At 59.7% G+C, this 24,459-nt stretch carries 18 protein-coding genes; 11 read left to right on the top strand and 7 right to left on the bottom strand.

The genetic code is table 11. The features are described from left to right. Positions 1 to 38: 38 nt before the first annotated feature. From AC1DYO_RS28555 to AC1DYO_RS28545, 3 genes are all read right to left on the bottom strand, one after another. Complete coding sequence (locus AC1DYO_RS28555; RefSeq protein WP_477267734.1) at positions 39 to 1,646, bottom strand: MBL fold metallo-hydrolase; 1,608 nt, start codon at positions 1,644 to 1,646, stop codon at positions 39 to 41. 11 nt (positions 1,647 to 1,657) lie between these two features. After that, positions 1,658 to 2,494, bottom strand: coding sequence for a universal stress protein (locus AC1DYO_RS28550; RefSeq protein WP_477267733.1), 837 nt, complete (start codon positions 2,492 to 2,494; stop codon positions 1,658 to 1,660). A 347-nt stretch (positions 2,495 to 2,841) separates the two neighbouring features. Continuing rightward, on the bottom strand, positions 2,842 to 3,579 hold the full coding sequence (locus AC1DYO_RS28545; protein ID WP_477267732.1) for a spermidine synthase: 738 nt from the start codon (positions 3,577 to 3,579) through the stop codon (positions 2,842 to 2,844). Positions 3,580 to 3,832: 253 nt separating this feature from the next. Between AC1DYO_RS28545 and AC1DYO_RS28540 the strand changes: the two genes are divergently transcribed. From AC1DYO_RS28540 to AC1DYO_RS28490, 11 genes are all read left to right on the top strand, one after another. Continuing rightward, the gene (locus AC1DYO_RS28540) at positions 3,833 to 4,144 is read left to right on the top strand and encodes a helix-turn-helix domain-containing protein (RefSeq protein WP_477267731.1); all 312 of its coding nucleotides are present in this window, start codon (positions 3,833 to 3,835) and stop codon (positions 4,142 to 4,144) included. Beyond that, positions 4,141 to 6,159: a hydrogenase 4 subunit B gene (gene hyfB, locus AC1DYO_RS28535; RefSeq protein WP_477267730.1), complete on the top strand. Its 2,019-nt coding sequence runs from the start codon at positions 4,141 to 4,143 to the stop codon at positions 6,157 to 6,159. The genes AC1DYO_RS28540 and hyfB overlap by 4 nt, the downstream gene beginning before the upstream one ends. After that, on the top strand, positions 6,150 to 7,106 hold the full coding sequence (locus tag AC1DYO_RS28530) for a respiratory chain complex I subunit 1 family protein (RefSeq protein WP_477267729.1): 957 nt from the start codon (positions 6,150 to 6,152) through the stop codon (positions 7,104 to 7,106). The genes hyfB and AC1DYO_RS28530 overlap by 10 nt, the downstream gene beginning before the upstream one ends. Continuing rightward, positions 7,106 to 7,768 carry a hypothetical protein gene (locus tag AC1DYO_RS28525; protein WP_006200993.1) on the top strand — a complete coding sequence of 221 codons (663 nt, stop codon included), beginning with the start codon at positions 7,106 to 7,108 and terminating at the stop codon, positions 7,766 to 7,768. Before AC1DYO_RS28530 ends, AC1DYO_RS28525 begins: the two co-directional genes overlap by 1 nt. After that, on the top strand, positions 7,765 to 9,216 hold the full coding sequence (locus tag AC1DYO_RS28520; RefSeq protein WP_477267728.1) for a hydrogenase 4 subunit F: 1,452 nt from the start codon (positions 7,765 to 7,767) through the stop codon (positions 9,214 to 9,216). Before AC1DYO_RS28525 ends, AC1DYO_RS28520 begins: the two co-directional genes overlap by 4 nt. Positions 9,217 to 9,236: 20 nt before the next feature. Then, the gene (locus tag AC1DYO_RS28515) at positions 9,237 to 10,751 is read left to right on the top strand and encodes a hydrogenase large subunit (RefSeq protein WP_436249980.1); all 1,515 of its coding nucleotides are present in this window, start codon (positions 9,237 to 9,239) and stop codon (positions 10,749 to 10,751) included. A gap of 12 nt (positions 10,752 to 10,763) precedes the next feature. Beyond that, positions 10,764 to 11,300: an NADH-quinone oxidoreductase subunit B family protein gene (locus tag AC1DYO_RS28510; protein ID WP_436249330.1), complete on the top strand. Its 537-nt coding sequence runs from the start codon at positions 10,764 to 10,766 to the stop codon at positions 11,298 to 11,300. Positions 11,301 to 11,410: 110 nt separating this feature from the next. Then, positions 11,411 to 11,683, top strand: coding sequence for a helix-turn-helix domain-containing protein (locus AC1DYO_RS28505; RefSeq protein WP_436249329.1), 273 nt, complete (start codon positions 11,411 to 11,413; stop codon positions 11,681 to 11,683). Positions 11,684 to 13,001: 1,318 nt separating this feature from the next. Next, entirely contained in the window at positions 13,002 to 14,150 is a 1,149-nt protein-coding gene (locus AC1DYO_RS28500; RefSeq protein ID WP_477267727.1) for a trypsin-like serine peptidase, read from the top strand. A 4-nt stretch (positions 14,151 to 14,154) separates the two neighbouring features. Continuing rightward, complete coding sequence (locus AC1DYO_RS28495) at positions 14,155 to 15,921, top strand: hypothetical protein (protein ID WP_477267726.1); 1,767 nt, start codon at positions 14,155 to 14,157, stop codon at positions 15,919 to 15,921. Next, positions 15,918 to 19,286, top strand: a complete 3,369-nt coding sequence (locus AC1DYO_RS28490; protein ID WP_477267725.1) for an nSTAND1 domain-containing NTPase — start codon at positions 15,918 to 15,920, stop codon at positions 19,284 to 19,286. Before AC1DYO_RS28495 ends, AC1DYO_RS28490 begins: the two co-directional genes overlap by 4 nt. A 66-nt stretch (positions 19,287 to 19,352) precedes the next feature. Here AC1DYO_RS28490 and grrM read toward each other — a convergent pair whose 3' ends face one another. The 4 genes from grrM to AC1DYO_RS28470 all read right to left on the bottom strand — a co-directional run bounded on the left by grrM (position 19,353) and on the right by AC1DYO_RS28470 (position 24,451). Next, positions 19,353 to 20,513, bottom strand: a complete 1,161-nt coding sequence (gene grrM, locus AC1DYO_RS28485; RefSeq protein ID WP_477267724.1) for a cyclophane-forming radical SAM/SPASM peptide maturase GrrM/OscB — start codon at positions 20,511 to 20,513, stop codon at positions 19,353 to 19,355. Positions 20,514 to 20,550: 37 nt separating this feature from the next. Further along, entirely contained in the window at positions 20,551 to 20,889 is a 339-nt protein-coding gene (locus tag AC1DYO_RS28480; protein WP_477267723.1) for a hypothetical protein, read from the bottom strand. Positions 20,890 to 21,218: 329 nt separating this feature from the next. Beyond that, positions 21,219 to 23,084, bottom strand: a complete 1,866-nt coding sequence (locus AC1DYO_RS28475; protein ID WP_477267722.1) for a DUF2264 domain-containing protein — start codon at positions 23,082 to 23,084, stop codon at positions 21,219 to 21,221. An 80-nt stretch (positions 23,085 to 23,164) separates the two neighbouring features. Beyond that, positions 23,165 to 24,451 (bottom strand): ABC transporter substrate-binding protein, encoded by a 1,287-nt coding sequence (locus tag AC1DYO_RS28470; RefSeq protein ID WP_477267721.1) that lies wholly within the window; start codon positions 24,449 to 24,451, stop codon positions 23,165 to 23,167. Positions 24,452 to 24,459 lie beyond the last annotated feature (8 nt).

The following is a 24,459-nucleotide window of genomic DNA, read 5'->3' as shown; positions in this document are numbered from 1 at the left end:
CGCACTGTTTGGGTGCGCCGTCAGGCTCCGTCACTTGCTCAGATGCTGCTGTCGCCGGTGTCGAGCGCCCTGCGCATGCGCCTGATCACCGCTGCTCGGCTCCGTTCGTCGGCCGCGGCGCTGACCGCTTCGTTTACGTCAAGGAGAAGCTTCGAAAGGTCATTGTGCCAGTCGAGGCGGGCAATCTTTTCCGGCTTCAGACGGCGGGGCTCGTTGACCTCGACCGGCAAACTGCGACCGGGGGTCAATTGGAAAGCATCGTCTAGCCTCGGGATGATGATCTTGTCGTCGGGTATCAGTCCCGCAAGCCTTACGCGCAGGCCGCCGAGTCCAGCTTCCTCTCCATGCGTCAGGAACACCTGCTGCTTCACTGGAGTTCGGGCCTTGAGCCAGGCGACCAGTTCACTGGCGTCGGCGTGGCCGGAATAGAGGTCGAACAGGCTGATACGCGCCTTGACCTCGACTTCCTCACCCTGGATGCGCACACGCTGCGCGCCGTCGAGCAGGATCCTGCCAAGCGACCCTTGGGCCTGATATCCGGCCATCAGCACCGTGGCGTTCCGGCGCCAGAGATTGGCCTTGAGATGATGGCGGATACGCCCCGCATCGCACATGCCGCTGGCGGCGATCACCACGAAGAAGCCGGTGAGGCGGTTGATCGCCTTGCTCTGTTCCACCGTCTCGGTGAAGCGCAGCTCCTTCGAGTTGAGGGCCTGGCGTAGCACGTCACCATGTTCGATCTCGTTGGCATGGCGCTCAAAAATCGCACTGGCGCGTGTTGCCAGCGGCGAATCGACGAAGACCGGGGCTGACGGCACCTCCCCCACTTTCATGAGCAAATGCAGATCGACCAGCAGTTCTTGTGTCCTCTCGACAGCGAAAGACGGAATGATGAGCGGGCCGCCGGCCGCGGCGGCGTCACGCACGATATCACCGAGTTGGGATCGCCGCTGTTCGGGCGAAACGTCCGGCCGGTCGCGGTCGCCATAGGTCGATTCGCAGATCAGATAGTCGACGCCTGCCGGCCCCTCGGGATCGGTCTGAAGCAGCTTGTGGCCTGGACCGATGTCGCCCGAAAACATGATGCGCAACGGCGCATCGTGTCGGTCGATCTCGAGCTCAACCGATGCCGAACCTAGCAGGTGGCCAGCGTTCCAGAAGCGGGCGCGAAGGCCTTCGGCGATCGTGGTCCATTCGCCATATTCCAAAGCCCGGAATAAGGTCATGCACGCGGCAGCATCCTGCTGACTGTAGATCGGCTCGACGGGCGGGCGACCGCGTTGCGCGTTGCGACGGTTCAGGTGCTCGACCTCCATTTCCTGGATGTGCGCCGAATCCGGCAGCATGACCGAGCAAAGATCGATGGAGGCGCGGGTCGTATGGATGGGACCAGAAAAGCCCTGTTTGACCAGTTTCGGCAGAAGGCCGCTGTGATCGATGTGCGCATGCGTCAGGATGACAGCGTCAATCGCGTCCGGGGGAAACGGGAACACACCGTAGTTCAATTCGCGTTCGGACTTCGACCCCTGGAACAGGCCACAGTCGATGAGGATGCGGGAACGCGGTGTCTCGATCTCATAACATGAGCCGGTGACGCCATGGGCTGCGCCATGGAAACGCAGGACAGGATCCGTGTCGCCTCTCATCTCGCCACGACCTAATGCGACAGCAGGACAGGCAGGCGCAAATCCGCGAGAATGCCTTCGGTGGCGCCGCCAAGCACGAAGTCCCTGACGCGGGAGTGGCCGTATCCGCCCATGACAAGCAGGTTGCCGCCGATCTTCAGGGCATGTTCCTGAAGCGCCGTTCCGATTGAACTGTCCCTTGCCTGGATAGAGACAGCCTCGGCCACCAGACCACGCGTCCTCAGGCCCAGCGCAAGGCGTTCGCCGATGCCTTGTCCCGGAAGCGGCTTTTCGTCGGTCACGGTCACAACGGTGACCATCGAGGCACGTTCAAGAAACGCTCGCGCGTCGGCAACTGCCCGTGCGGCCACTCTGCTGCCGTCCCAGGCGATAACGACATGTCCAAGCACCCCGACGTCCGTGGAGTCGGGAAGAAGCAGGGTCGGTCGACCCGAGCCGAACAATATCGCCTCGGCTAGCATCCGCGCCGTCTGATTGTCCGGCGCCCAGCCGACCAGACAGACATCGAAATAGCGGGAGTGCTTCGCGGCAACATCGCCCATCAAGGCCGGTGGTGCAGCCAACTCCTGCGTGCTGAGGGTCACACCGGCGCGGGCGGCCTCTTGGTTAATTGCCTCGAGCAGAACTTTACCGCGCTTGTGACTGGTCGCCTCGGCCTCTTGTATCTTGTAGGGAAGGTCCAGCAAATAATTTGAGAGCGCGTTCGAAACGTCGGGAATGTCGACGTCGATGGCAACGGCGTGCAGCGCCGCGTCGATCTTCTTGACGACAGCGACCGCGTTCGCCGCGATTTTCGCGGAGTTCGCGTCTGGGTAGGTCGCCAAGGACAGAGATGCCATCAGTTGCATCAGAATCGCCTCCATTGCTGCAAAGGCCGAATGGCCATCGTTCGCAACATCTTGTAGTCACAATGGACGCGACCAGCTTTGACCCAGCGCAAATGCGACCCCTCCATAGCGAGTTCGTAATTCGCAGCTTTATCGATCTCGGGGAGTTCGCAGGGGTTCGAGTTTCTGACCCCGTAGTTAGATGGCAAAAATCGCTCAGGCGTAGGAACGGAGCCTGAACTGGCGGTTCAATGAGCGGGGGGAAGGCGGTAGCGCTCTTCCGCTACCACTCTAAACCCGCACCCATTTGACGCCACGCGGGAAGCCTTCTGGTTGTCGCATCAGATGATCCCCAGCCGTCATGCTTTTCAGCGGCGCAAAAGCCAAGGCCTGAACGCCAATAGACTTAGGTCTCGCGCGATCTCATCCGCTCCGATCGAAGGTGGCATGTGCAAGGCTGGTTGTACGAGATTGCGCACCTTGCCGGCCATGACAATCGCGTTGCGATCCGACATGCCGCGAACATCTAGCAGCCTTACGTCAGCCCAGACATTGTTCAATTTTGCGGCGACGCGATCGGGCATCAGATCAAGGTCATGGCCCGCATGAACATTGGCGAACAAACAGCCGGAAGCATTTTTCAGGCGTGTCTGAACAAGGCCGAAAAATGTCTCGGCGCATAGGTGATCTGGAATGCGTCTTCCAGAATACGCATCGAGGACAATTGCGTCGTAGCGATGCCGGTCGGCACGCAGGAAATTGCGCCCGTCAGCAACATGACAATCGACCTCGCGAGGAAGTCCGAAATACTTGTGAGCGATCCGGAAGGCGCTTGGATTGATGTCAACTATTGTCACGTGCACGCCGGCTCTGTCCAACATGGTGCCCAGGCTGCCGCCGCCGCAACCGATCATCAATACATCCGATGCTTGCATTTGCGCGAGAAGGCCAAAGATCGCGTGTATGTAAGGCACCACACTTACGCCATCTGGGTCGCACTCGCTTTGGTAGCAGCCACCCTGCCGATAGATGAACGAGCCGGTGTCCTTCGCGCGAAGAACTTCGATATTGCCGAAATCACTGTGATATTTTGCTATCCGGATCATGATTTAGCCATCGTAGCCAGGGTTCCAAATCCTGCGGTTCAACCAAGCATGGTCTTGATCTTGAGGACGGCTTCTGAGGGCTGAGGTCCTTCAAGGTACGCGCCCCGGTTTGCACCGTCTGCCTGGGATAGCCAGCCATGAACGGCTGACACCTAAAGATGATATCTAAAACATCATTTATTGACTATAGCGCATTTCAATGTATGCTGCAACGTGTAGAGCTTATGTCTCAAAGCTGAAAAAGGGGCGATTTGTGATAACTGCTCCGCAGTTGCGCGCCGCCAGGGCGCTGCTCGGCATCGATCAGCGCAGACTTGCCGAATTGTCCGGCCTTTCGGTGCCGACAATTCAGCGCATGGAAGCCAGCGAGTGGATGATCCGGGGTAATGTCGATTCCCTGATGAAATTGATCGCAGCGCTTGAGACCGCCGGCATCGAGTTGATCGGGGAAGGTGCGACCAGCCAGGCTGGCGGGCGTGGGGTGCGGCTCAAGGTGGGCTTCAACCCAGCCAGGATTTCCGGCGCCGACGATGCGGAGACCGGCTCCGGCGAGAGCCTGCCGTGACGCCGATCGTTGCCCTTCCCTTGTGGGGCGTCGCCGCGCTTCTGGGAACCGCCATAGGGGCTGTCGCGGTCAGCCGGCGTGGTTCGGCGACACGTCTGGTCTATGGCGCAACGCTTGGCATCTCGGCCGCCCTGTTCGTGATCGTCACAAGCGCGCTGGCAGGCGATCCTGCCGGCGTCTCAACGATCACGCTGCCACTTGGACTGCCATGGATCGGTGCTCACTTCCGTCTGGATGCGCTCTCGACCTTTTTTCTCGTCGTCGTCAACCTCGGCGGTGCGCTCGCCAGCCTCTACGGACTGGGCTACGGCCGCCATGAGGCCGCACCGCACCGGGTGCTGCCGTTCTTCCCGGCGTTCCTCGCCGGCATGAACCTCGTCGTGCTGGCGGACGATGCCTTCACCTTCCTGCTGTCCTGGGAGTTCATGTCGCTCGCCTCGTGGGCGCTCGTCATGGCGCACCATCGCGACCAGGACAACACGCGGGCCGGTTACATCTATCTGGTGATGGCGAGCTTCGGCACGCTGGCGCTGCTACTGGCTTTCGGTCTGCTCGCCGGACCCGCTGGAACCTATACATTCGACGCAATGCGGGCCGCCGAGCCAAGCCGGTTCATCGCTGCCGCCGTCCTCGCCCTCATGCTGCTCGGCGCCGGCTCCAAGGCTGGCCTCGTCCCTCTCCATGTCTGGCTGCCGCTCGCGCATCCGGCGGCGCCGAGCCATGTCTCCGCCCTGATGAGCGGCGTCATGACCAAGGTCGCCGTCTATGGCTTCATACGCGTTATTTTCGACCTGCTCAGCGAGCCGGCATGGTGGTCAGGCGTCGTCGTGCTTTTCCTTGGCGGCCTGACGGCGGTTCTCGGCATCCTCTATGCATTGATGGAAAAGGATCTCAAGCGGCTCCTCGCCTACAGCACGATCGAAAACATCGGCGTCATCTTCATAAGCCTCGGCCTCGCGCTTGCCTTCAAGGCGAACGCGATGCCGTCGGCTGCGGCACTGGCGCTCACCGCCGCACTGTTCCACGTTCTCAACCATTCTTTCTTCAAGAGCCTGCTGTTTTTCGGTGCCGGCGCCGTCCTCACGGCGACCGGCGAAAGGAGCATGGAGAAGCTGGGCGGTCTTATCCATCGGATGCCGCTGACCAGTTTTGTCTTTCTGGTCGGCTGTGTTTCGATCTCCGCGCTTCCGCCCTTCAACGGCTTCGTCTCCGAATGGCTGGCCTTCCAGGCCATCTTGCAGAGCCCTGACCTGCCGCAGTGGGGTCTGAGGGTTATGGTGCCTGCCGTTGGTGGCCTGCTGGCATTGTCGGCGGCGCTGGCGGCGGCATGTTTCGTGAAGGCGTTCGGAATTACATTTCTCGGCCGGCCCCGGACCGCCGTGGTGGAGCGTGCGCACGAGGTCGATCGCTATTCGCTCGCGGCAATGTTCATCCTCGCGGCACTTTGCCTGCTTGCCGGCATTCTGCCGGGCCTCGTCATAGACGGTCTTTCACCGGTAACGCTTTCGCTCATCGGCAACCGCATGCCGGTGCAGATGGCGCAACCCTGGCTGTCGATCGTACCGATCGCCGAGAGCCGCAGCTCCTACAATGGCCTGCTGGTGTTCCTTTTCATCGCTGCTTCCGCATCGCTCGCGGCAGTCGTGATCCACCGCTTCGCCTCGCATGCGCTCCGCCGGGCCCCCGCCTGGGGCTGTGGTTTCCCGGACGTTACGCCGGCCGCGCAATACACGGCAGTCAGCTTCGCGCAGCCCATTCGCCGCGTCTTCGGCACATTCGCGTTCCGGGCCAAGGAAACGGTAGAGATGCCACCGCCCGGCGCGACTGGCCCGGCGCGTTTGACTGTCGAAATGCACGATGTGGTCTGGGAGGCTTTTTATCAGCCGATCGCTGGCGCCATCGATTTTGCAACCCTGAGGCTGAACCGCCTGCAGTTCCTGACCATTCGACGCTATCTGACTCTCGTTTTCCTCTATCTCGTCATCTTGCTCACGGTGCTCGCGCTATGGCCCTGATCCTTCAGTTGGCTGTCCAGGGCGCACAGATGATGCTGGTGCTTTTGCTTGCACCGCTGCTGACCGGCTTCGTGCGCAAGGTGAAGGCGAGACTGCTGCGGCGCCAGGGACCTCCCCTGATCCAGCCCTACCGCGATCTGTTGCGGCTTATGCGCAAGGAAGTCGTCCTGGCGGACAACGCATCCTGGCTGTTTCGCGTCATACCCTACCTGATCTTCGCCGCCACCTGGGTCGCTGCCGCGCTCATCCCGACATTCGCAACCGGCCTCACCTTCAGCTGGACCGCCGATCTGATAGCCATCGTCGCGCTGCTTGGCAGCGCACGCTTCTTCCTGGCTCTGGCAGGGATGGATGTCGGCACCAGTTTCGGCGGCATCGGTGCAAGCCGCGAGGTCATGATCGCTTCGCTGGCCGAGCCCGCCATGCTTCTGATCGTGTTCAGCCTGGCGCTCGTCGCCGGCGCGACACAACTTTCCACGGTCGCCACCTTCATGAGTTCACCCGAGGTTGGTCTGCGGGTATCGCTCGGCATGTCGCTCATCGCCCTCGTAATGGTGGCGATCGCCGAAAACGCCCGCATACCCGTCGACAATCCGGCGACCCACTTAGAACTGACGATGGTCCATGAGGCGATGATCCTGGAGTATTCCGGCCGCCATCTGGCGATGATCGAGTTCGCCGCATTCCTCAAGCTGCTGCTCTATGTCTCGCTGATTTCCTGCGTCTTCGTTCCCTGGGGACTGGTGACTGCCCAGGCCGGGCCGGCGTCCTACGGTCTGGGCGTCGTCGCCTATGTCGGCAAGCTTGCTGTCTGCGGCATTCTCCTTGCCGTATTCGAAACCGCCATCGCCAAGATGCGCGTCTTCCGCGTTCCGGATTTCCTGGGAGCAGCGCTCATGCTGGCCCTGCTCGGCACACTCTTGCTGTTCGTCTCACGGAGCCTTTGATGAACGGTCTCACCTTCGACATCGCTCATCTGCTTGCCGGCGGCCTGGTGCTGGTCAGTTTCATGATGTTGTATCAGGATCGCCTCTTTGCACTGATCAACGTGTTTGCATTGCATGCGGTCGTCCTCGCTCTGTCCGTGGCCTGGCAGGCCTACATCCAGGACGCCCATCATCTCTACGTGACCGCCGCGATCGCCCTCGTGTTCAAGGCGATCGTCATTCCCGTCGGGCTTCATCGCATCATTCAGCGGCTCGGCATCCATCGCGACATCGAGACCGCAGTCGGCATCGGTCCGACCATGCTGGCGGGAATTGGTCTGGTGACGCTCTCCATGGTCCTAATGTTGCGGGTCACCCCTGAGGCCGATCCGCTGGCGCGCGAGGATCTGGCCTTCGCGCTGTCAATCATTCTGCTGGGGCTGCTGGTGATGGTCACCCGCCGAAATGCCGTCAGCCAGGTTGTCGGCTTCATGTCGCTCGAGAACGGCCTGGTGCTGGCCGCCACGGGCGCCAAGGGCATGCCGCTGGTCGTCGAGATCAGCGTCGCCTTCTCGATCCTGATCGCCTTCATCGTCATCGGCGTCTTCCTGTTCCGCATCCGCGAAAGGTTCGACTCGGTGGATGTTGGTGCGCTCGACGACTACCGGGGAGAACGCCGTTGACTGGGGTTTCCTTCGATGCGGTGGCCGCCATTTTGCTGATACCGCCAGCGGCTGCGGCACTCATGGCCGTGCTACCGAACTATCGGGTGACGGCACGCCTGAATGTCGTCGCCAGCTTCCTGACCTTGCTTGCCGCGCTGTCGCTTCTTGTCACCGACCGGCCGCAGCCGGGGCAGTATCTGCTGGTCGACGATCTCAACATCGTTTTCATCGTGCTCAACACATTCGTCGGTTTCACCACCAGTGTGTTCAGCGCCTCCTACATTGCGCACGAGTTGGACACCGGCCGGCTGACCGCAACGAACTTGCGATTTTACCACGCCATGTACCAGGTCATGATGTTCGGCATGAACCTGGCATTCGTGTCGAACAACATCGGTCTGATGTGGGTGGCGGTGGAGCTTGCCACGCTGACCACCGTGCTCATGGTCGGCATCTATCGCACCCATGAAGCGCTGGAGGCGGCCTGGAAATATTTCATCCTGGGTAGTGTCGGCATTGCGCTCGCCCTCTTCGGCACCATCCTCGTCTACATGGCCGCCCAACCGGTCGTCGGCGAGGGTACGAATGCCATGGTCTGGACAGTGCTGATCGAACATGCCGCCCGCTTCGACCCGGCTTTGCTCAATGTCGCCTTCGTCTTTCTGCTGCTCGGCTACGGCACCAAGGTCGGCCTTGCCCCCTTGCATGCCTGGCTGCCCGACGCGCATGCGGAAGGCCCAACGCCGATTTCCGCGGTGCTGTCGGGCTTGCTGCTGAATGTCGCGCTCTACGCCGTGCTGCGCTTCAAGCTGTTGCTGGCCGCAAGCCCGCAGGCGATACCCCCGGGACCGTTGATGGTCACGATGGGGCTCACCTCCCTCATCTTCGCCGCCTTCATGCTCTACCGCCGCCGCGACATCAAACGCCTGTTCGCCTACTCTTCGATCGAACATATGGGCATCATCGTCTTTGCTTTCGGCATGGGTGGTCCGCTCGCGAACTTTGCCGGCCTGCTGCATATGGTCATGCACAGCCTGACCAAGTCGGCGATCTTCTTTGCGGTCGGCCACATCGCGCAGGTCAAGGGGACGCAAAAGATCGCCGACATAAGAGGGCTGACGGAAAGCCATCCCGGGCTTGGCTGGGCGCTGGTCATCGGTGTCGTCGCCATCGCCGGCCTGCCGCCGCTCGGCATCTTCATGAGCGAATTCCTGGTCGTGAGTTCGACTTTTGCCAGGCAACCGCTTCTGGCGATCCCGTTGGTGTTCGGGCTTCTGCTCGCCTTCGGCGCCCTGCTGCTGCGGCTGACCGGCGTCGCCTTCGGCGAGCCGCGCGGCGGCACCGCGCCCGTCGAGGCATCCTACGTGCCGATGTATTCCCATCTGGCGTTGGTATTTGGCGCCGGCGTATATCTGCCATCGCCCCTGGTCACGTGGTTCCAGCATGTCGCGGCCATTCTGGGATGAAGCGGATGAGCAAAAGAAGCATGCCGGCGCTGGTCGACCTCATCGAGGCCGGCCGTCCTGTCGAACATCACGCGCCTTCGAGGCGCGCCGTGGTGGCCCCGAAAATCTGGAGCCTTGCCGTCGAGCAACTCGCTGAGGGCCGCTGGAGCCTGCTCGGCCTCTGGGGGGAGCCGAACACCGTCCACATGGCGCTTCTCGACGAGGTTCGCGACATCGGCGTCATTAGTCTGCAATGCCCTGGCGGCCGCTACCCATCGGTCGGCCAGCGGCATCCGCCCGCTTTGCGGCTTGAGCGTGCTGCCGCTGACCTTTTCGGGTTGCTGCCGCAGGGGCTTCCCGATACCCGTCGCTGGCTTGACCATGGCCATTGGGGGGGCAGCCATCCCCTGGCGACGCGGCCACAGCCTCCAGCCGCGGCGTCTTCCTACCGCTTCCTTGGCGCGGAAGGCGATGGCCTCCACCAGATTCCGGTCGGACCCGTGCATGCCGGCATCATCGAGCCTGGGCATTTCCGATTCACCGCAAGCGGCGAAACGGTGGTGCGGCTGGAAGAGCGTCTCGGCTATGTTCACAAGGGCATAGAAGGCCTGATGGCGGGTTCGCCCGTCGATCGCGCCGCCGGACTGGCAGGCAGGACCTCTGGCGACAGCACAGTGGCCTATTCGCTTGCCTTTGCCCGCGCGGTCGAAGCGGCGCTCGGTGTCGAGGTCCCGCCGCGTGCCCTCTGGCTGCGGGCACTGATGGCCGAGCTGGAGCGGCTTGCCAACCATCTCGGCGATATCGGCGCCATCTGCAATGACGCGGCCTTCGCACTGATGCACGCCCATTGCGGCGTGCTGCGCGAACGCGTTCTGCGCGCCAGCGATGCCGCCTTCGGCCATCGTTTGATGCGCGATTGCATCGTGCCTGGAGGGGTGGCAAGCAACCTGCGCGAAGAGGGAGAGCGCGCGGTTCGGTCGGTGATCGCGGAGATCAGGCAACGCTTTCCTCGCCTGATTGAACTCTACGACAACACCGCCTCGCTGCAGGACCGCACCGTCGGAACCGGCCGACTCAAGGTGGAGCTTGCCCGGCAATATGCAGCCGGCGGCTATGTCGGCCGCGCCTCCGGCCGTCACTTCGATGCGCGGCGCAGTCCCGGCTACCCCCCTTACGACGAACTCACTTTCGACGTACCTGTCCTTGAGGAGGGAGACGTGAATGCCCGCGTCTGGATCCGCATTCGCGAAGTCCAGCAGAGCTTGTCGCTGGTCGAACAAATCCTGCAACGGCTGCCGGGTGGCCCCGCGGCGCGCGCCAATGTCCCCCCTACGAACGGCCCGCGTGAAGGTATGGCGCTGGTCGAAGGATTCCGCGGCGACATCCTCGCCTGGCTGCGCATTGGCGAAGGCGGCCTGGTCGAGCGCTGCCACTTGCGTGACCCGTCATGGTTTCAATGGCCGCTTCTTGAAGCGGCGATCGAAGGCAACATCGTTGCCGACTTTCCGCTCTGCAACAAGTCGTTCAACTGCTCCTATTCCGGCCATGATCTCTAAAGGCACGCCATCATGCGCAAGCTTCTCTTCGAAAGCCTGATACGACCCCCGCTCACCGAGCGCCCACCCTTGGCACGCGAAGCCGCGATCGACGAACTCGCCAACGCCCTTGATGGTGCCGCTCGCAAACGGCTGGGACGTAGCCTGTCGATCCGGGCGGTCGACGCCGGTTCCTGCAACGGTTGTGAACTCGAAATGCACGCGCTCAACAACGCTTTCTACGACATCGAGCGCTTTGGATTCCGTTTCGTCGCGTCGCCGCGCCATGCCGATGTGCTGCTTGTCACAGGGCCGGTCACTAAGAACATGCGCGAGGCATTGAAGAGGACCTGGGATGCGACACCCAACCCCAAATGGGTAGTCGCACTCGGCGACTGCGCCAGGAACGGCGGCTGTTTCGCCGGCAGCTATGCCGTCGTGGGCGGCGTGTCGGAGGTGCTGCCTGTCGATCTGCATATTCCAGGCTGCCCGCCGCCCCCAATCGAAATTCTGAAGGGCCTGCTCGCCTTGATCGAGGGGGGAATGCAACGACTGGTGCTCCCTGGTTGAATGTCGATGCTGTCACTTTTGGACCAGCCTTCCATCCAAGGCATCGGACGGCGACCGTCTATCGATCAATGCTTGCGCGAGGGGAAATTCGCAGATCCGGAGATTCAAGGATGATTACCGCCTCGCAGATGCGCGCAGCCCGGGCGCTGCTTGGAATTGACCAGAAGACCCTGGCTGAACGTGCAGGAGTTTCGTTGTCGACCATTCAACGCATGGAAGCCTGTGCGGGTGATGTGCGGGATGTCGCCGACACACTGATGAAAGTCATCAGCGCATTCAGGGCAGCGGGGGTCGAGGTGATTGGAGATCATGAACGCAGTGACGGCGGCGGCAAGGGAGTACGCTTTGCGCACCCTGTTGGCTTAACGGGACGAACGCATTGATCGTCTCAGCGGCCCCTGAGATCGGCAACGACTGAGCGGCTTACCCGCAAGATAACGCAGATCATCTGAACGTCGGGAAAGGCGCTCTTCCGACACGAACCCCCGAATAAGCGCTGCGATCAAGTTTGCACCACTGCGGATCCAGACCCGCCAACTTCTTTCATAAGCGCGCGCAATTCGGCTGGAGGCGCAAGGCAGAAAGTTCGAAAAGCTTCCATGAACCCTAGGCAAATTGGACGCCGCATCGGACAATAAGGGTCACGGACATCGCAGCGAACGTCCGCAATGGAACGGTCAATCTCGTCGGCAAAAGAGCGTCCGAATAGGGCTCTCGGCCGCTCCGTCGTGGGAACGAAAAAGGAAGAGAAGCAGAACTTTCGTGTGCGATTTTTGCACACGGCATCCCGCAACTATCTGATATTACTTATCTATCTACCCCATCCATCATGGGTGCAATAGCCAGTCTATGTACTTGATATGTCTGCATTTCTTAACTTCAAATCGTAGCCCATGCCAAGATCAGGCGAATTTACATCTGAATACGACACTTTTCGTTGCGTTTCGATCCCTCGGTGCACGGGCTTCGCCGAGCAGATACGGTGTCTTGGAAGTGGTCTACGTCCACCAAGCGCCGTGGCTTATTTGAGAGAGCTACCTTTACACTGTTATGCACGCGTGAAACCTGACAGGACCGGAAGGCGAAAGTGCTCAACGCCCTTGACTGTCTCGTAACCAAGGCTATCGAGGCTTGCTGCAGTCGGAACGGCCGATGAACCTCAAGGGGTCACCGGAAAGCAACCCTTTCCTTTTGGCCAACCCCTGGCATCACGCTATTCGACGCCCAGGCATGGAAATTCCAGACCATAGAAATGCTTTTTTTGGCGCCGTTGCTTCGGAAGGTCGCATGCGCCACTCCGCGACAAGAATTTAACCAGATTAACGTTCAATTTTTCGATATTATCAAAATACGTGATGAATCTGATAGCACGACGGCTACATCCAACCTCAACAACTTTCTCCACATGGTACTTGAACCAAACCAGCACGATTGCAGCATCAAAATCCCACTCGCCTTTGCTACTATCTCATAGTACTATTTTCTCACGAATGTGTGCATGGTCAGCAGTTTTCGCGGGGGCGAAATGTGTATCTCCGTTCGTCGATCGTTTTGTGGCAATCGCCTTTCCATCCCGGCGCGAACAATTTCGGTGCCCTATGGAAACACATTCACCATCGCGATTACCGGAGGCGCCCGTGGCGGCGATGCCGGATTGTGGGCGCAGCCGCACGAGAAACGGAAAAATGATGGGAGCGTCCTGTGAAACTGCGGTTAAGCGGGCCGGATCTCCGAAAGATCAATGACGCCGTCGTTAGTACATACGGTGGGTCTACCGGCTCGCTGGCCTTACTTGACGGCGCCGTTACCAGCTATTTTCCCAACCGGACGGTTTATAACTACGTCATCGTTAACGCACCTTTCAACTTGCAGGTTACGGATCTGCTTCGGGCGGCGAACAACCAAGGCTGGCTTCCAGGCCTGATTGGCGCCCTTCAGCAGGATCAACCTGACTCGGAAGAGCTGCAGGAGGTCCTGCGAGACAGTCTTTCTACAGCGTCAGCACGACAGCTGCAGGATCTAGCGGCGGGCGGTGGAAACCTGACTGCCAAGGTCCAAGCCGAGCTTCAGCAAATTCTGCCGGGTAAAGGGACAACGCTAAATCTGCAGGCCCTGAACAGGCGTCTCCGTAGCATTTGCCGCATCGACTACGCCGATCTCAATCCCCCAGGCGTCGGCACGGGATTCTTGGTCGGGCCGGATCTGGTCCTGACGAATTGGCACGTCGTCAAGCGCGTGGAGGAGGCGCCCGCCGCCTCGAAGTCACGTCTCGCCGGTGAGTTGCGTTTCCGTTTCGATCTGATTGATCGCGCGGCTGCGGAAGATGCCGGGGGTCGGGTCTGTTCCGCGAATGTCGCGGGTGCATCGCCCGTGCTGCGGTCCAGTCCGCCAGGAGGCATAGAGATTCTCGGCGGCCAGGGCGAACCCGCCATGAACGAGCTCGACTACGCGCTTGTCAGGCTGGCCGAAAAGGTCGGCAATGATCCTGTTGCGGGAGCAATGCCAGGAGAGACCCGAGGACATATCCAGCTTCTCGAATCAATGCCGCAACCAGTGACCAACAATGCGTTGATGGTGCTGCAGCATCCCATGCGAGGCGAACTTCAGTTTGCCATCGGCACAGTGCTGGGTCCGAACCAGACAGGCAGCCGGACCAAGCATACCGCGGCAACGCAACCGGGTTCCTCTGGGTCGCTGGTGCTGGATGCGTATCTTGCGGCAACCGCGCTGCATAACGGCACACGCTCCGATACAAAACTAGAGCAGCAGCCCTACAACACCGCAGTCCCGCTCAGCCATATCGTGTCAGATTTAAAGAGTGGCGGCATCACAGAGATGTTGCAGGAGTAGTCAAATGCTCACAAACGCGCAAATCGCAAGACTCCAGCCGCTCATCGTTACGAATTTCTCGGGGGCGCTCCCAGATCAACAGTTCGCAAATTTCGTCTTCTTGAGAGTCGGAGTGTCCCTCGATGCTATAACGCCGGCCAACGGCTTATTTGCCACAAAAGTAATTAATTTCCTTCAATATTTAAATGGGCAACAAATCTACACGGCGTTGAATGAATTTAAACTGGAATATCCGGACAACGACGAACTCGATAGCACGATCAATAGAATCCTCGATGAACTTAGCATAAAGTCTCTACCTCCCTATCCTCCACCACCGCCGCCCATCCGGAAACTGCTGTTGGCCAACGGCAAAATGGATGCGCGGTTCGCTCCTGAAGTTAAGAAATATCTCCAGGACGTCATGGAGGGCTGGGAAATTACCGGGTCCTGGGAAACCGGCCCTCTAACACCCGCCGACATCGACAACAACCCCGTTATCGTCGCGTTGCTGGCCAATTTTGGCACGCAGAAGGGTGTGACAGACCCGCCGTTGAGCATGGTCGAACTGGCATTGGACAAACTCTCGCCGCCACGCAGGGTGGTGCTTGTTTCACTGACTCGTGGCGCCTTTCAATGGGTGCAAGAAAGACTTCGAACCGTCAGTTCGCGGGATGTCGTCGAAGCCGAATCGTTTTTTGGCGACACGGACGGAAACCCCATTTTTTTCGGCGGCTCTTCTCGCGAGGCCGAGGTTGAATTTCGCGTCAAGGCCATCGGCTACGATTTGACGAGTAAGTATGCGCAGGCGAATGGCCAAGATAACCCGAATTCGGTAGCGGCTATGGCTGGGCGCCAATCGGCTGTTCCGGTCATCGTGTTGGGCGAACCAGAGGGTCTACCACCTTCAGAGACAGCAACGTCGGTTCAGGATCTCATCGCCGCGCTGAAGAGGAGCGGGATTGGATACAACTATTGGGAAGATGGCTGGCGAAACGCAGGCCTGAAGCCGAGCGGCCTTCTCGCCAAGGACCCGATTTTCATCCGCACGGTCGGCACAGCGGAAACGAACACCGCGCAAGTCACCCTGGATTTGGAAAGATCCCTTCGATCGGTATTCGCCTCCAATGAAGCAGTGATCGACCTTCTTTCGGGTTGCCGCAGTGTGCTGTGGCGTCCGCAGGGTCCTCCTTGGAAGCTTGGCAATGATGCCAGCGACGACCTTGACAATATCGAGACGCGTATCGCCCAGCCGGAGAAGCTGGTCAAATGGCTGGAGCGCTTTATGGCGCCGGATGCCGTGGTTTTTCATGAGGCGCTGGGCGAACAACGCCCGCCCGCCCTCATCCGCATGCTGCGCGATACGATTACCGAAAGTCTGTCCGTGCAGGACCGAAAGGCATTCGTTCGCTTGAGGGCATTCAGGGAACTGCCTAATTTCGGCGACGACCAGCTGACTATCGTCGCGGTAGACGACCTTCCGATCACTGCTGGCATCGACCTGCGTGAGAAGCTGAAGTCTCGTCTTGATCAGTTCCGCGACAAGATCAACTGGACACTTGACCAGAGGCGCCTCGAGGCTAGTGGCCCTGAGGTCATCCGCATCGCCATTTTGACCCAGGGCGCCGCGCTGTTCCAGAAAGACCTCGCGGATAAGGGCAATATATTACGCGATTGGAACCCGCTTCGTGTCGCCAAGGGCGATAGTAGCGACTTTAACGCGGACGCCGCCGACAAGAGCGCCTTGAGCGCACTGGTGCAGCAATTGGTCAAAGGCAAGCCAAAACAGTGATAGAGAACCCTTATCCCGGTTTGCGCAGTTTCACGCAGGACGAGGCCTCGCTGTTCTTCGGCCGGGAAGTCCAGGCGCGCCAGCTGCGCGATATTCTCGCCGATCGCAATCTGCTTGTCGTGCTTGGCGGGTCTGGAAGTGGAAAATCCTCCCTCGTTCGCGCCGGCCTGCTTCCCAAGCTCAACAGCACCGCGCCCATACCCAAACGCAGCGGCGCCTGGTACCCGATCGAGTTCCGGCCCCGGACCAATCCGAGCGAGGAACTGTTCGAGGCGATCTTTTCCCAACTCTTCCAGCCGTTGCTGAAGGCGCTTCCGGCTCCCGTGGCCACCGCCATGGAACCGGGCCCTCAGGTCCAGCCGCCAACGGCAGTCGACACGGAAAGGCTCAGGCGCCTCGAAGCCGTCAGCGCGACGCTGAAAATCTCTCCCGCCCTTCAGGTCGACGAGAATGTCGAAGTGCGGTGCAAGGAAAAGCTCCGCGAACTTCTGTTCAGCGATCAGATATTCGACATCGGATCGCTGTTCGAATTTGCCGAGCAATCAATCGTTACGCTCGATGAGACGCTCGCTGCCGGACCACGCTCCGGAAAGGCCAATCTGCTGATCCTGATCGATCAGTTCGAGGAGGTCTTTTCGCTTCCGGCCGGGACCAAAGATTCGGGATTGGACATGGTCATGTCGCTGGTGACCAGCATCCAGACGTTTCGCCCGGACAATTTATTCTTGATCGCCACGATGCGAAACGAGTGGCTGCATCGTTGCAGCGAGATTCCGGGCGTGGCCGAGGCGATGAACGGCTCGACCTATCTCATCGACCTGGTGGCCGATTTCGAGATCAGGAACATCATAGTCGAGCCGGCCCGCGCGGTGCTGCGCGCGGCGGATTTGGAACCGGGGCCATCCGGCCGCGGGCCGTTTGCCGAAGAGACGTTGGGCGAACTCCTGAAAGCCTTCAACGACGTCGCCGCGGTTCAGCATGAATCGGATCGTCTTCCACTGCTGCAGCACCTGTTGCCGCTGCTATGGGCTAAAGCGACCGAGCGCAGCGCGGACAGGGCTTCCTTCTCGATCGAGCCTGGAGACCTCAAGGCAGTGCCGGGTTGGAGCTTGGAAAGGCGGCTCGCGGGCTGTCTGAACGAAAACGCTGGACGGGTTCTCGACGATGCCGTGGCCGTGGCGAGCAAATCTGCAAGAATTGGCACGGGGGAGGCACGCCAGCTGATGCAAGCCGCATTTTCCAATCTCGCCGTCCTCGACGAACAGGGGATCGTTCGTCGCCGGTTTGCAACCATCGAGAAGATGCTCAACTCGAGCGCCCTGGTTGAGCGGCAACCAGGGCGTCGCAAGTCCATCGAGACGGGACTGGAGGACGGGTTGGCAAAGTTCGTGGCTGCTACACTGATCAACGCCAAGAAGACCACTGACGGTCAATCCTTTGATATCAACCACGAAGCGCTGGTTCGAAACTGGGACACGTACGCCCTTTGGGTTGACCAAGCCAAGTCGCTTACGACCCGACTGCGGTCAATCGACGACCAAATACGGCCCGCTCAAGCCAAGAAGAAGGGGATTCTTTCATCGATCAGGCGCCGGCTCAACAACTTCTTCTCCGCAACCGATCTGAAGGAGGCCTCCGACAAAATCGGAACGGAGACGGCCGACGAGTTCCTCAGCAATGTCTTTGGTCCGCACGCTACCTTCAGCCGGGCATGGGCAGGCGATGCTCTTCACGACAATGACAATATCGCGCGCGAGCAGGGCGGTGTCAAAGATGTGGCCCCCGGGCGGGACCGAGCCGATGAAGTGGCGCGCATCGAAGATCGGGCCAAAGACGCCGAACGATTTAGAAACAATCCACTTAATCGGTATCGCCTGGTGTTGATAGTTGTGGCGTTAGCGGGCGTAGCGATCTCAGGTTTCGCCCTTCGCGACAACAACCATAGACACCAAGCAACGTTAGAGAGAGAGAAGGTCCTGGACAATGTTAGGATGACATTTAATCTTCAAAGTATTGCTAGTGACACGATAAGGCTACCTACTAACAATCCAAAATACAGAAATGAGTTAGATAGAAGTAGAATCGAGAGCTTTGCTGCATTTATGATTGTCTTGGAGAAAAATAAGAAAGACTCGGGCCTGCAGCCAGAGTTTCGCAAACCTCTAACGGAGGCGCTTTTCGACATTGAAGGGAAGTGGCGATTGGATCTCGGCGGCAAGATCTGGCTTCGACCCTCAATGACAGGAAACACTGAGTTTAGTCCTGAGGATGCGCCCTGCATAGATCCGGCCAGAGAAAAACCACTTCGAATCTCAACTGACGGGACGGTTGCTTGGGCTCCGTTTGCGCAAGGCAACAGGAGATTCTGGCAGCCAAGCATCCAAGTCGCGGGCGAGACTTTCCGCCCACTGGACTCGAATCTTCAAGGTCGAAATGGAGAAGAGTGGCAGCCCGGATCTGTGGTCTGCACGTCGCCAGACGGAAGATGGCAACTAGAATGGATGGTCGCCTTGAATAACGGCACGCCTGTCGCTCAGTGGCCCGCCATTAGAGCCATCGAGGTGAAAACTGTGCCCAAATCATTGACTCACGACGCCAGCCAGTTCGTAACCGTTGGGACGAACCGGTTTTTCGTCGACGGTGATCGTAGCACGGACATTTACCCCGATCTCTTCAAAATGTTCTCTGACACATTGTCCGCGGTGCGAGATCAAACTCCTAATCGAATCAGTTTCGTTCAGGACGGGCACTGGGTTGGCTTTCAAATCCTAACAAGCGACAAAAAGAAATCTTTCACGCTGTGGACGGCTGCGGGGGTAGGTGATTTCCAGGAAGCCGCGCCACCAGACGTCAGCGATTGCGCCAAACAATCAGGTGAACCCAGTTGTATAACGACTGCGGGGGTAGATGATTTCCAGGAAGCCGCGCCGCGAGATGTCAGCGATTGCGTCAAACAATTAGGTGAACCTAGCTGTATAATTGGCCCACTGACGTATGCTGGAGACAATTATAACGTCGTTGTGACCTCCGATAAGAAGATTGAAGGAAATCCAAATTGCAACGAAAAAGGGGTTGTTTGCGCTACTTCTTTTCAATTACGCTTTGCTGACAAGACTCGCGAACAGATAGTTCGCGCTGAAATTCGGGAATTTTCATCGACACAGATCAGGGGTGGAATGATTACTTCAAATGGCTACTTGATACTTAAGGACGATGCGGGACAATTTTGGCGGTACCTGCTAGACGACTCGAAATTGGCGGAAATCCAGAAAAATAGTTGGAACGGTGCTGACTTAAGTAAAATAAACTGGAGCTCCCCCTGTAAAAACTTGCACTGCAAAGTGGGTAGCGTAGAGGCAAAATAGAGCGATATCGATTTGTGAGGGTTGCTTCGAGAGGTTAACGGGACTGTTCTCTATTACGGACCTCTATTACGGACCATGGTCTTTCAAAACCGTCGGGCCAAATTGGATTTGAAACTTCGATTCTGGTTTGATCTCTGGAATCTGGCCATCAAGCCGTTCAAGGGACACGTCCGCCATCACTTGATTGGCCAGCTTGCAGGCGAGCGTTTCAGTCGCCACAAAACTCCCGCATTCCGACATCTTGTTGACCGGCGAGCCGCCCAGGCAGACCTTGAAATAGGCACAGCTTTCCTGGCAAAGCGCGATACCCTGCCATATGTCGTGCAGCATGCTGCGAAACGCTGGCTCCGCGAGCACGTCCTCAAGCCGGGACTGCGGCAGACGGCCGATAACATAGTCGTCGTAACCTTGATTCGACAGCCCGGCGAGTTCCGGCGAGAAGGTGAATAATTCTCCTCCCGTTGCGACGGTCAGCATGGCGAAAGGCATGTTCTGGGAATTTGCGTTCAGGTGGCCGAAGGCCGGATGCTTGAGCATGGCCAGCATGTTCCGGTACTCACGAATTCGCAAGGGTGGGTTAGCGCTCTCTGCTGATTCCAGCACGGCCTCGAAGAACGCGCGGAAGTCCTCGATCACACCTGGCCGGGCCAAACTTGATGAGGCATTCGCACCCTCGACCTCCTCGATATTGAAGCCGAGATCACTAACCCCCTCATCGTGAAAAAAAGCGATTAGTTCACGCGCATGCGGCAAGGTTGCATCTGTAATGACGCAGATGACACGACTCGATACACCACGTTGCATGAGCTTGCGCAGCCCACGGAGCGCCGCGGCGTGGGTGCCCTTGCCCGAGCGCGTGCGGCGGCGTGCATCATGCAGGAAGGCCGGACCGTCAATGCTTACTCCGACTCGTACGCCGTGATCCAGGAAAAGATCGCACCAGGCGTCATCGATCAACATGCCATTGGTCTGAATAGCGTGCGGAACGGTCAGACCTGGAGGGGCCACCGCCGCGATCCTCGTAAAGGCTTCGCGATACCAGGACCTTGAAACGACAAGGGGCTCGCCGGCATGCCACACGACGGTGAAATCTGGCGCATTCAACCCTCCCTCAAACACGAAGCGCGCAGCCGCAGCGACAATGTCGTGACTCATGATTCGGCGATCGTTCCGGAGCGGAAGGTAGCAATAATCGCAATCGACGTTACAGAACGCCGTCGGCTGCATGATCAGCAGACGCGTGGCGCCAGTTAGGCACCGGCTTTCAAAAGTTGCTCCAGCCATTGAACCAGTTAGGGAAGTTGGGAAAGTTGGGAAAGTTGGGAAAGTTGGCAAAGTTCGGGAAATTCGGGAAATTCGGGAAATTGGGAAAATTCGAGAATTGCGCAAGATGAGTTGTGGCGTTGTCCTTTGACGACGTTTCGTGACCAATCGCCTCGAGATAACGAGCCCGAATTGTTTCGAGCCGCTCAATTGAAGGAGACGGAGCGGTCTGGTTCGCACTGGCCGATGTGCTGCCTTGGCCAGATATCGCGGCGAGCGCGATCAGAAGAGGAAGACTACGTGCGCTATTCACTTCTTCGATGCTCCAGCGGGTACTCACTCACGAGCAAGTTCGGTCCAACTAGTATAGCTCCTTATTCCATCGAAGGTAGAGCAATTCGGCGGAAGGCACCACACATATCCGATGCCGATTCATGACTTCTGCCGCGCGTGCCCCTTGCGATCGTGTGCGAGGTCTGGCTGCCAGCCGTGGAAGCCATAGCTGCTTGCGAGCGACAAAACTGAACAAGCCACGCGAGGTTGGCATCGGCGGCGAACGCGGCGCGGATTAGCTCGAAGCTTTGTCGAGGTAGCTGTAGACGCCGACGGCGACCGCGCGACCGTGATCAGGATGGCCTCCCTGGTTCAACGCCTCAGCGCCCAGACCACCTAATTGCGTCTCATCAGCGTGACCGGTTTCCCCTTAGCCGCGACGAGTGCATGAAGAGCGCGCGGATCGGGTTTCGGCGGCAAGGCCTGAAGTGCCGCGCGCGCGGCGGTGGGGTTGCCGAGCGCGATCACCGCGCAGCTCAATACGCTGCGGCCCGCCCGAATTTTGATCGTCAACTGCGGGACGCAGGTTTTGGGCGCAACGAGGTTGGTGTTGGGCTGGGCCATGAGCACCTTCCCGGCGCGCCGGAGCGATGGTGAAAGGTCGATCAGGGCGGAGAGATCCGAAGGGGTCTCAAGGATTGCCGAACCGTTCAACGCTTCAAATGCACCGGCCGACCCGTCCATGCGCGGAATGGCGAAACCGCCTTCCGTCGTGCGCAGGTCACGCGGCGTCTCGATACGGTGGACGCGCACGTGGAAATTGCCCAGCCAATACAGCCAGGTCTCGACCTTGACGTCCCGATAGGGCCGCCAGCGCGAGAACAGCACACCGTCGGCAACCATTGCCTCCTCATTGTCCTCGCGGATCCGGAAATGGAGGCCGTCGTCGCTGAAGCCGATCATGTTGTCGAGAACTGCATCGGCAAAACGGGTTTGATCGCTCTCGATGCTGAACCCGTAGCGCGCCGAGTAGGCGAACTTCGAGTATTTTTGCGAACCGAAACGGGCCCATGTATCGCTTGGCCCCACTTGCTGGCCACTTGATAGCGCGATCGCATCGCCGGGCGGATTGGCGATGATCATCCCGGCGTGGATCTGGACGGAGACACCTTGCCGTTCGGGGCAGTTCCGTTCCCTCGCCGCCCAGAATGGATGCTCGGCAGGCAAGGCCAACGGCAGGAACGCCTTCAACGCCCAGTAGGGTGATTGCGGCGAATTGTATGGCTCGCACATCAGCAGGTTCGGATAGCCGTATCCGACGGGGAGGATGCCATCCCGGGCGGCCATCGGCTGTTTCGCCCACCAACGCAGATTGCGCAGATAGAAGCCCTTGAGGTCGCCCCACGGCAGCACCTCTTCATCGGCGAAGGCGAGAGCGCCGAAGAAGCCGGCGATCGCAAAACGATATGTCATGGAACGGCCGAAGACGAGCGCCGGGCCGTCGTCGGCAAACCAGCGGGTCATATCGTTGGCGATCAACCTGGCGCGCTGACGGTAGGCATGCGTGTGGCCGCTGCCGTCGAGCACGGCGAGGATGAGGCCGTAAAAGTGGAATGCGAACGGAATGTAGTGATCGGCGCGTCGCGTGTCGCCGTCGCTGTACCAGCCGTCGCCGAGGTACAGGGCCTCGAGCTCGGCGATGTATTGTTCGTCCAGGCCGCGATCGTGGTCGGCGCCGACCGCATTGAGCCCCATGCCGATCAGCAGGCGAAAGAACTTCCAGTTGTTCCCGCCAAACACACATTCGTGGCCGCGGCGGAGATAGACCGCCACATTGGCGCGGGCATTCGCGTCGAGCGGCTCCCAGATCTTGTCGGCAACGAGCCGCAGGGCAAAACCGATCGCCGCAAGTTCAACAAGCCGCTGGTCGCGGTCGCCGGGCGTGCCCCAGTATTCGGGATGGCCGGGGTCAGTCCCCGCCGCAAGGCCGCGCGCGATCGGCGACCAATCGATCCAGTCGGCGCCTCCGACCTGCGCCGGAACCAGGCCCCAGAGCAGGCGGGAATAGCCTTCAAGGTCAGCCGCCGCCTGACCGAAATGAGCCGCCGTCGCCTCGATGCGTATGCGCGCACCGCCTTTGGAGCGGCATTTTTCGACGGGGAGTGCGAGGGCCTTCAGCGCCGCTTCGACGTCGGTCCGGGTCTCGAGTGGATTGCCCGCCCATGGTCGGAACAAGGAATCGGGGTAGATATCGTCACGCATGAGCTGCCTGCTGTGCCAAAAAAGTTGGTGCGGCGCCAACTGGGAGGTAGCGCGCCGCGCCGGTCAGGGGCCAAGAACCCCTAGCCCTTGAGGATGCGTCCGGCCTCGGCGACCAATTGGTCGGCGGCGTCGGCCGGCGTCAACTGGCCGAATGCGAGTTTGTCGGCGATCGGACGGAAGGCGCGCTCCTCGAACTCCGAAGCGCCCAGCGGTACCGGCGGCGGATAAGGCCCGACGCGGCCGGCGATGGCCGCGATGTAGTCCACCGTCTTCCTGGCGACCGCATCGATTGTGGGGGTGACGACATTGCGCACGTCGAGATTGACGGGAACACCGCGCTCGACGCCCAGCACCTTGCCGGCTTCGATGTCGTTGACGAAGAAGTCGATGAACTGGGCAGCGATATCCGGGTTCTTTGCGGTGCTGGCAATCGACCAGTGCAGACCCGGCCGGTAAAACAGGCCCGACGGCGCCGTCTCTGACAGAATAGGCAATGAGGTGATTTCGAGTGGGTTTTTGGTGACGGCCTGATAGGCGGGCAACTGGTTGGAAAAGGCGATCGCCATCACCGCATTGCCGGTCGACAGCGGGTTGGAATCAACCAGCAGCTTGTCCAGCGCCTGGATCTCGGCAGGCACGCAGCCGCCATTCTTGGCCAGGCTGTCCCAGTAGCCATACCAGTCCTTGGCGTCATTCGCATCGAAGCCGATCTTGCCGTCCTCGTTGAACAGCTTCTTGCCGCGCTGCACCAGAAACGCGTTGAAGGCATAGTTGTAGCGGCAGGCGTTGCCGACGGCCCACACGTTCTTCTTGCCGATGGCCTTGGTCAGTTCGACGCAGGTCTTGGCGAAATCATCCCAGGTGGTTTTCGCCGATGGCGGCGCAATGCCGGCCTGCTTGAAGGCTTCGCTGTCATAGAGGAGCGCAAAGGCGTTCAGCGAGAGCGGCATCCCGGTGACCTTGCCATCGACCGTACCCAGATCGAGCACACCCTTGTCCAATTTGTCGGTGCGAATGACCTTGCCGAGATAATCGTTCAGCGGCAGGTTCGTGCCGCGACGGCTGTAGTCGGCGAAACGGCCCGGCTCCAACTGGAATATGTCGGGAGCGTTGCCACCGGCGATCATCGTCGTCAGCTTCGGCCAATAGTCGGCCCCGCCGACCTCGCCATTGATCTTTACGCCGGCATGAGCGGCTTCGAACAGTTTGGCGACGCCGAGCGTGCGCTCCGCCCGGGCGGGCGCGCCCCACCAATAGAGGCGCATGGTCGCATCCTGCGCCAGCGCTTTCAGGATTGGCGTCTGAGACATTGCGGCGGCACCGCCAAACAGCAGTCCGTTGCGCAGAAGTTCGCGTCTGTTGAGCATGCTTTCCT

It is taken from the genome of Mesorhizobium sp. P2_F5 (assembly GCF_056403715.1).
This window is presented reverse-complemented; position numbering and strand designations above follow the sequence as displayed.

Coding starts and splice junctions, on each gene's coding strand:
- AC1DYO_RS28555 (WP_477267734.1), bottom strand. CDS start 1,646: ATGAGAGGCGACACGGATCCTGTCCTGCGTTTCCATGGCGCAGCCCAT.
- AC1DYO_RS28550 (WP_477267733.1), bottom strand. CDS start 2,494: ATGCAACTGATGGCATCTCTGTCCTTGGCGACCTACCCAGACGCGAAC.
- AC1DYO_RS28545 (WP_477267732.1), bottom strand. CDS start 3,579: ATGATCCGGATAGCAAAATATCACAGTGATTTCGGCAATATCGAAGTT.
- AC1DYO_RS28530 (WP_477267729.1), top strand. CDS start 6,150: ATGGCCCTGATCCTTCAGTTGGCTGTCCAGGGCGCACAGATGATGCTG.
- AC1DYO_RS28525 (WP_006200993.1), top strand. CDS start 7,106: ATGAACGGTCTCACCTTCGACATCGCTCATCTGCTTGCCGGCGGCCTG.
- AC1DYO_RS28515 (WP_436249980.1), top strand. CDS start 9,237: ATGCCGGCGCTGGTCGACCTCATCGAGGCCGGCCGTCCTGTCGAACAT.
- AC1DYO_RS28510 (WP_436249330.1), top strand. CDS start 10,764: ATGCGCAAGCTTCTCTTCGAAAGCCTGATACGACCCCCGCTCACCGAG.
- AC1DYO_RS28505 (WP_436249329.1), top strand. CDS start 11,411: ATGATTACCGCCTCGCAGATGCGCGCAGCCCGGGCGCTGCTTGGAATT.
- AC1DYO_RS28495 (WP_477267726.1), top strand. CDS start 14,155: ATGCTCACAAACGCGCAAATCGCAAGACTCCAGCCGCTCATCGTTACG.
- grrM (WP_477267724.1), bottom strand. CDS start 20,513: ATGCAGCCGACGGCGTTCTGTAACGTCGATTGCGATTATTGCTACCTT.
- AC1DYO_RS28475 (WP_477267722.1), bottom strand. CDS start 23,084: ATGCGTGACGATATCTACCCCGATTCCTTGTTCCGACCATGGGCGGGC.
- AC1DYO_RS28470 (WP_477267721.1), bottom strand. CDS start 24,451: ATGCTCAACAGACGCGAACTTCTGCGCAACGGACTGCTGTTTGGCGGT.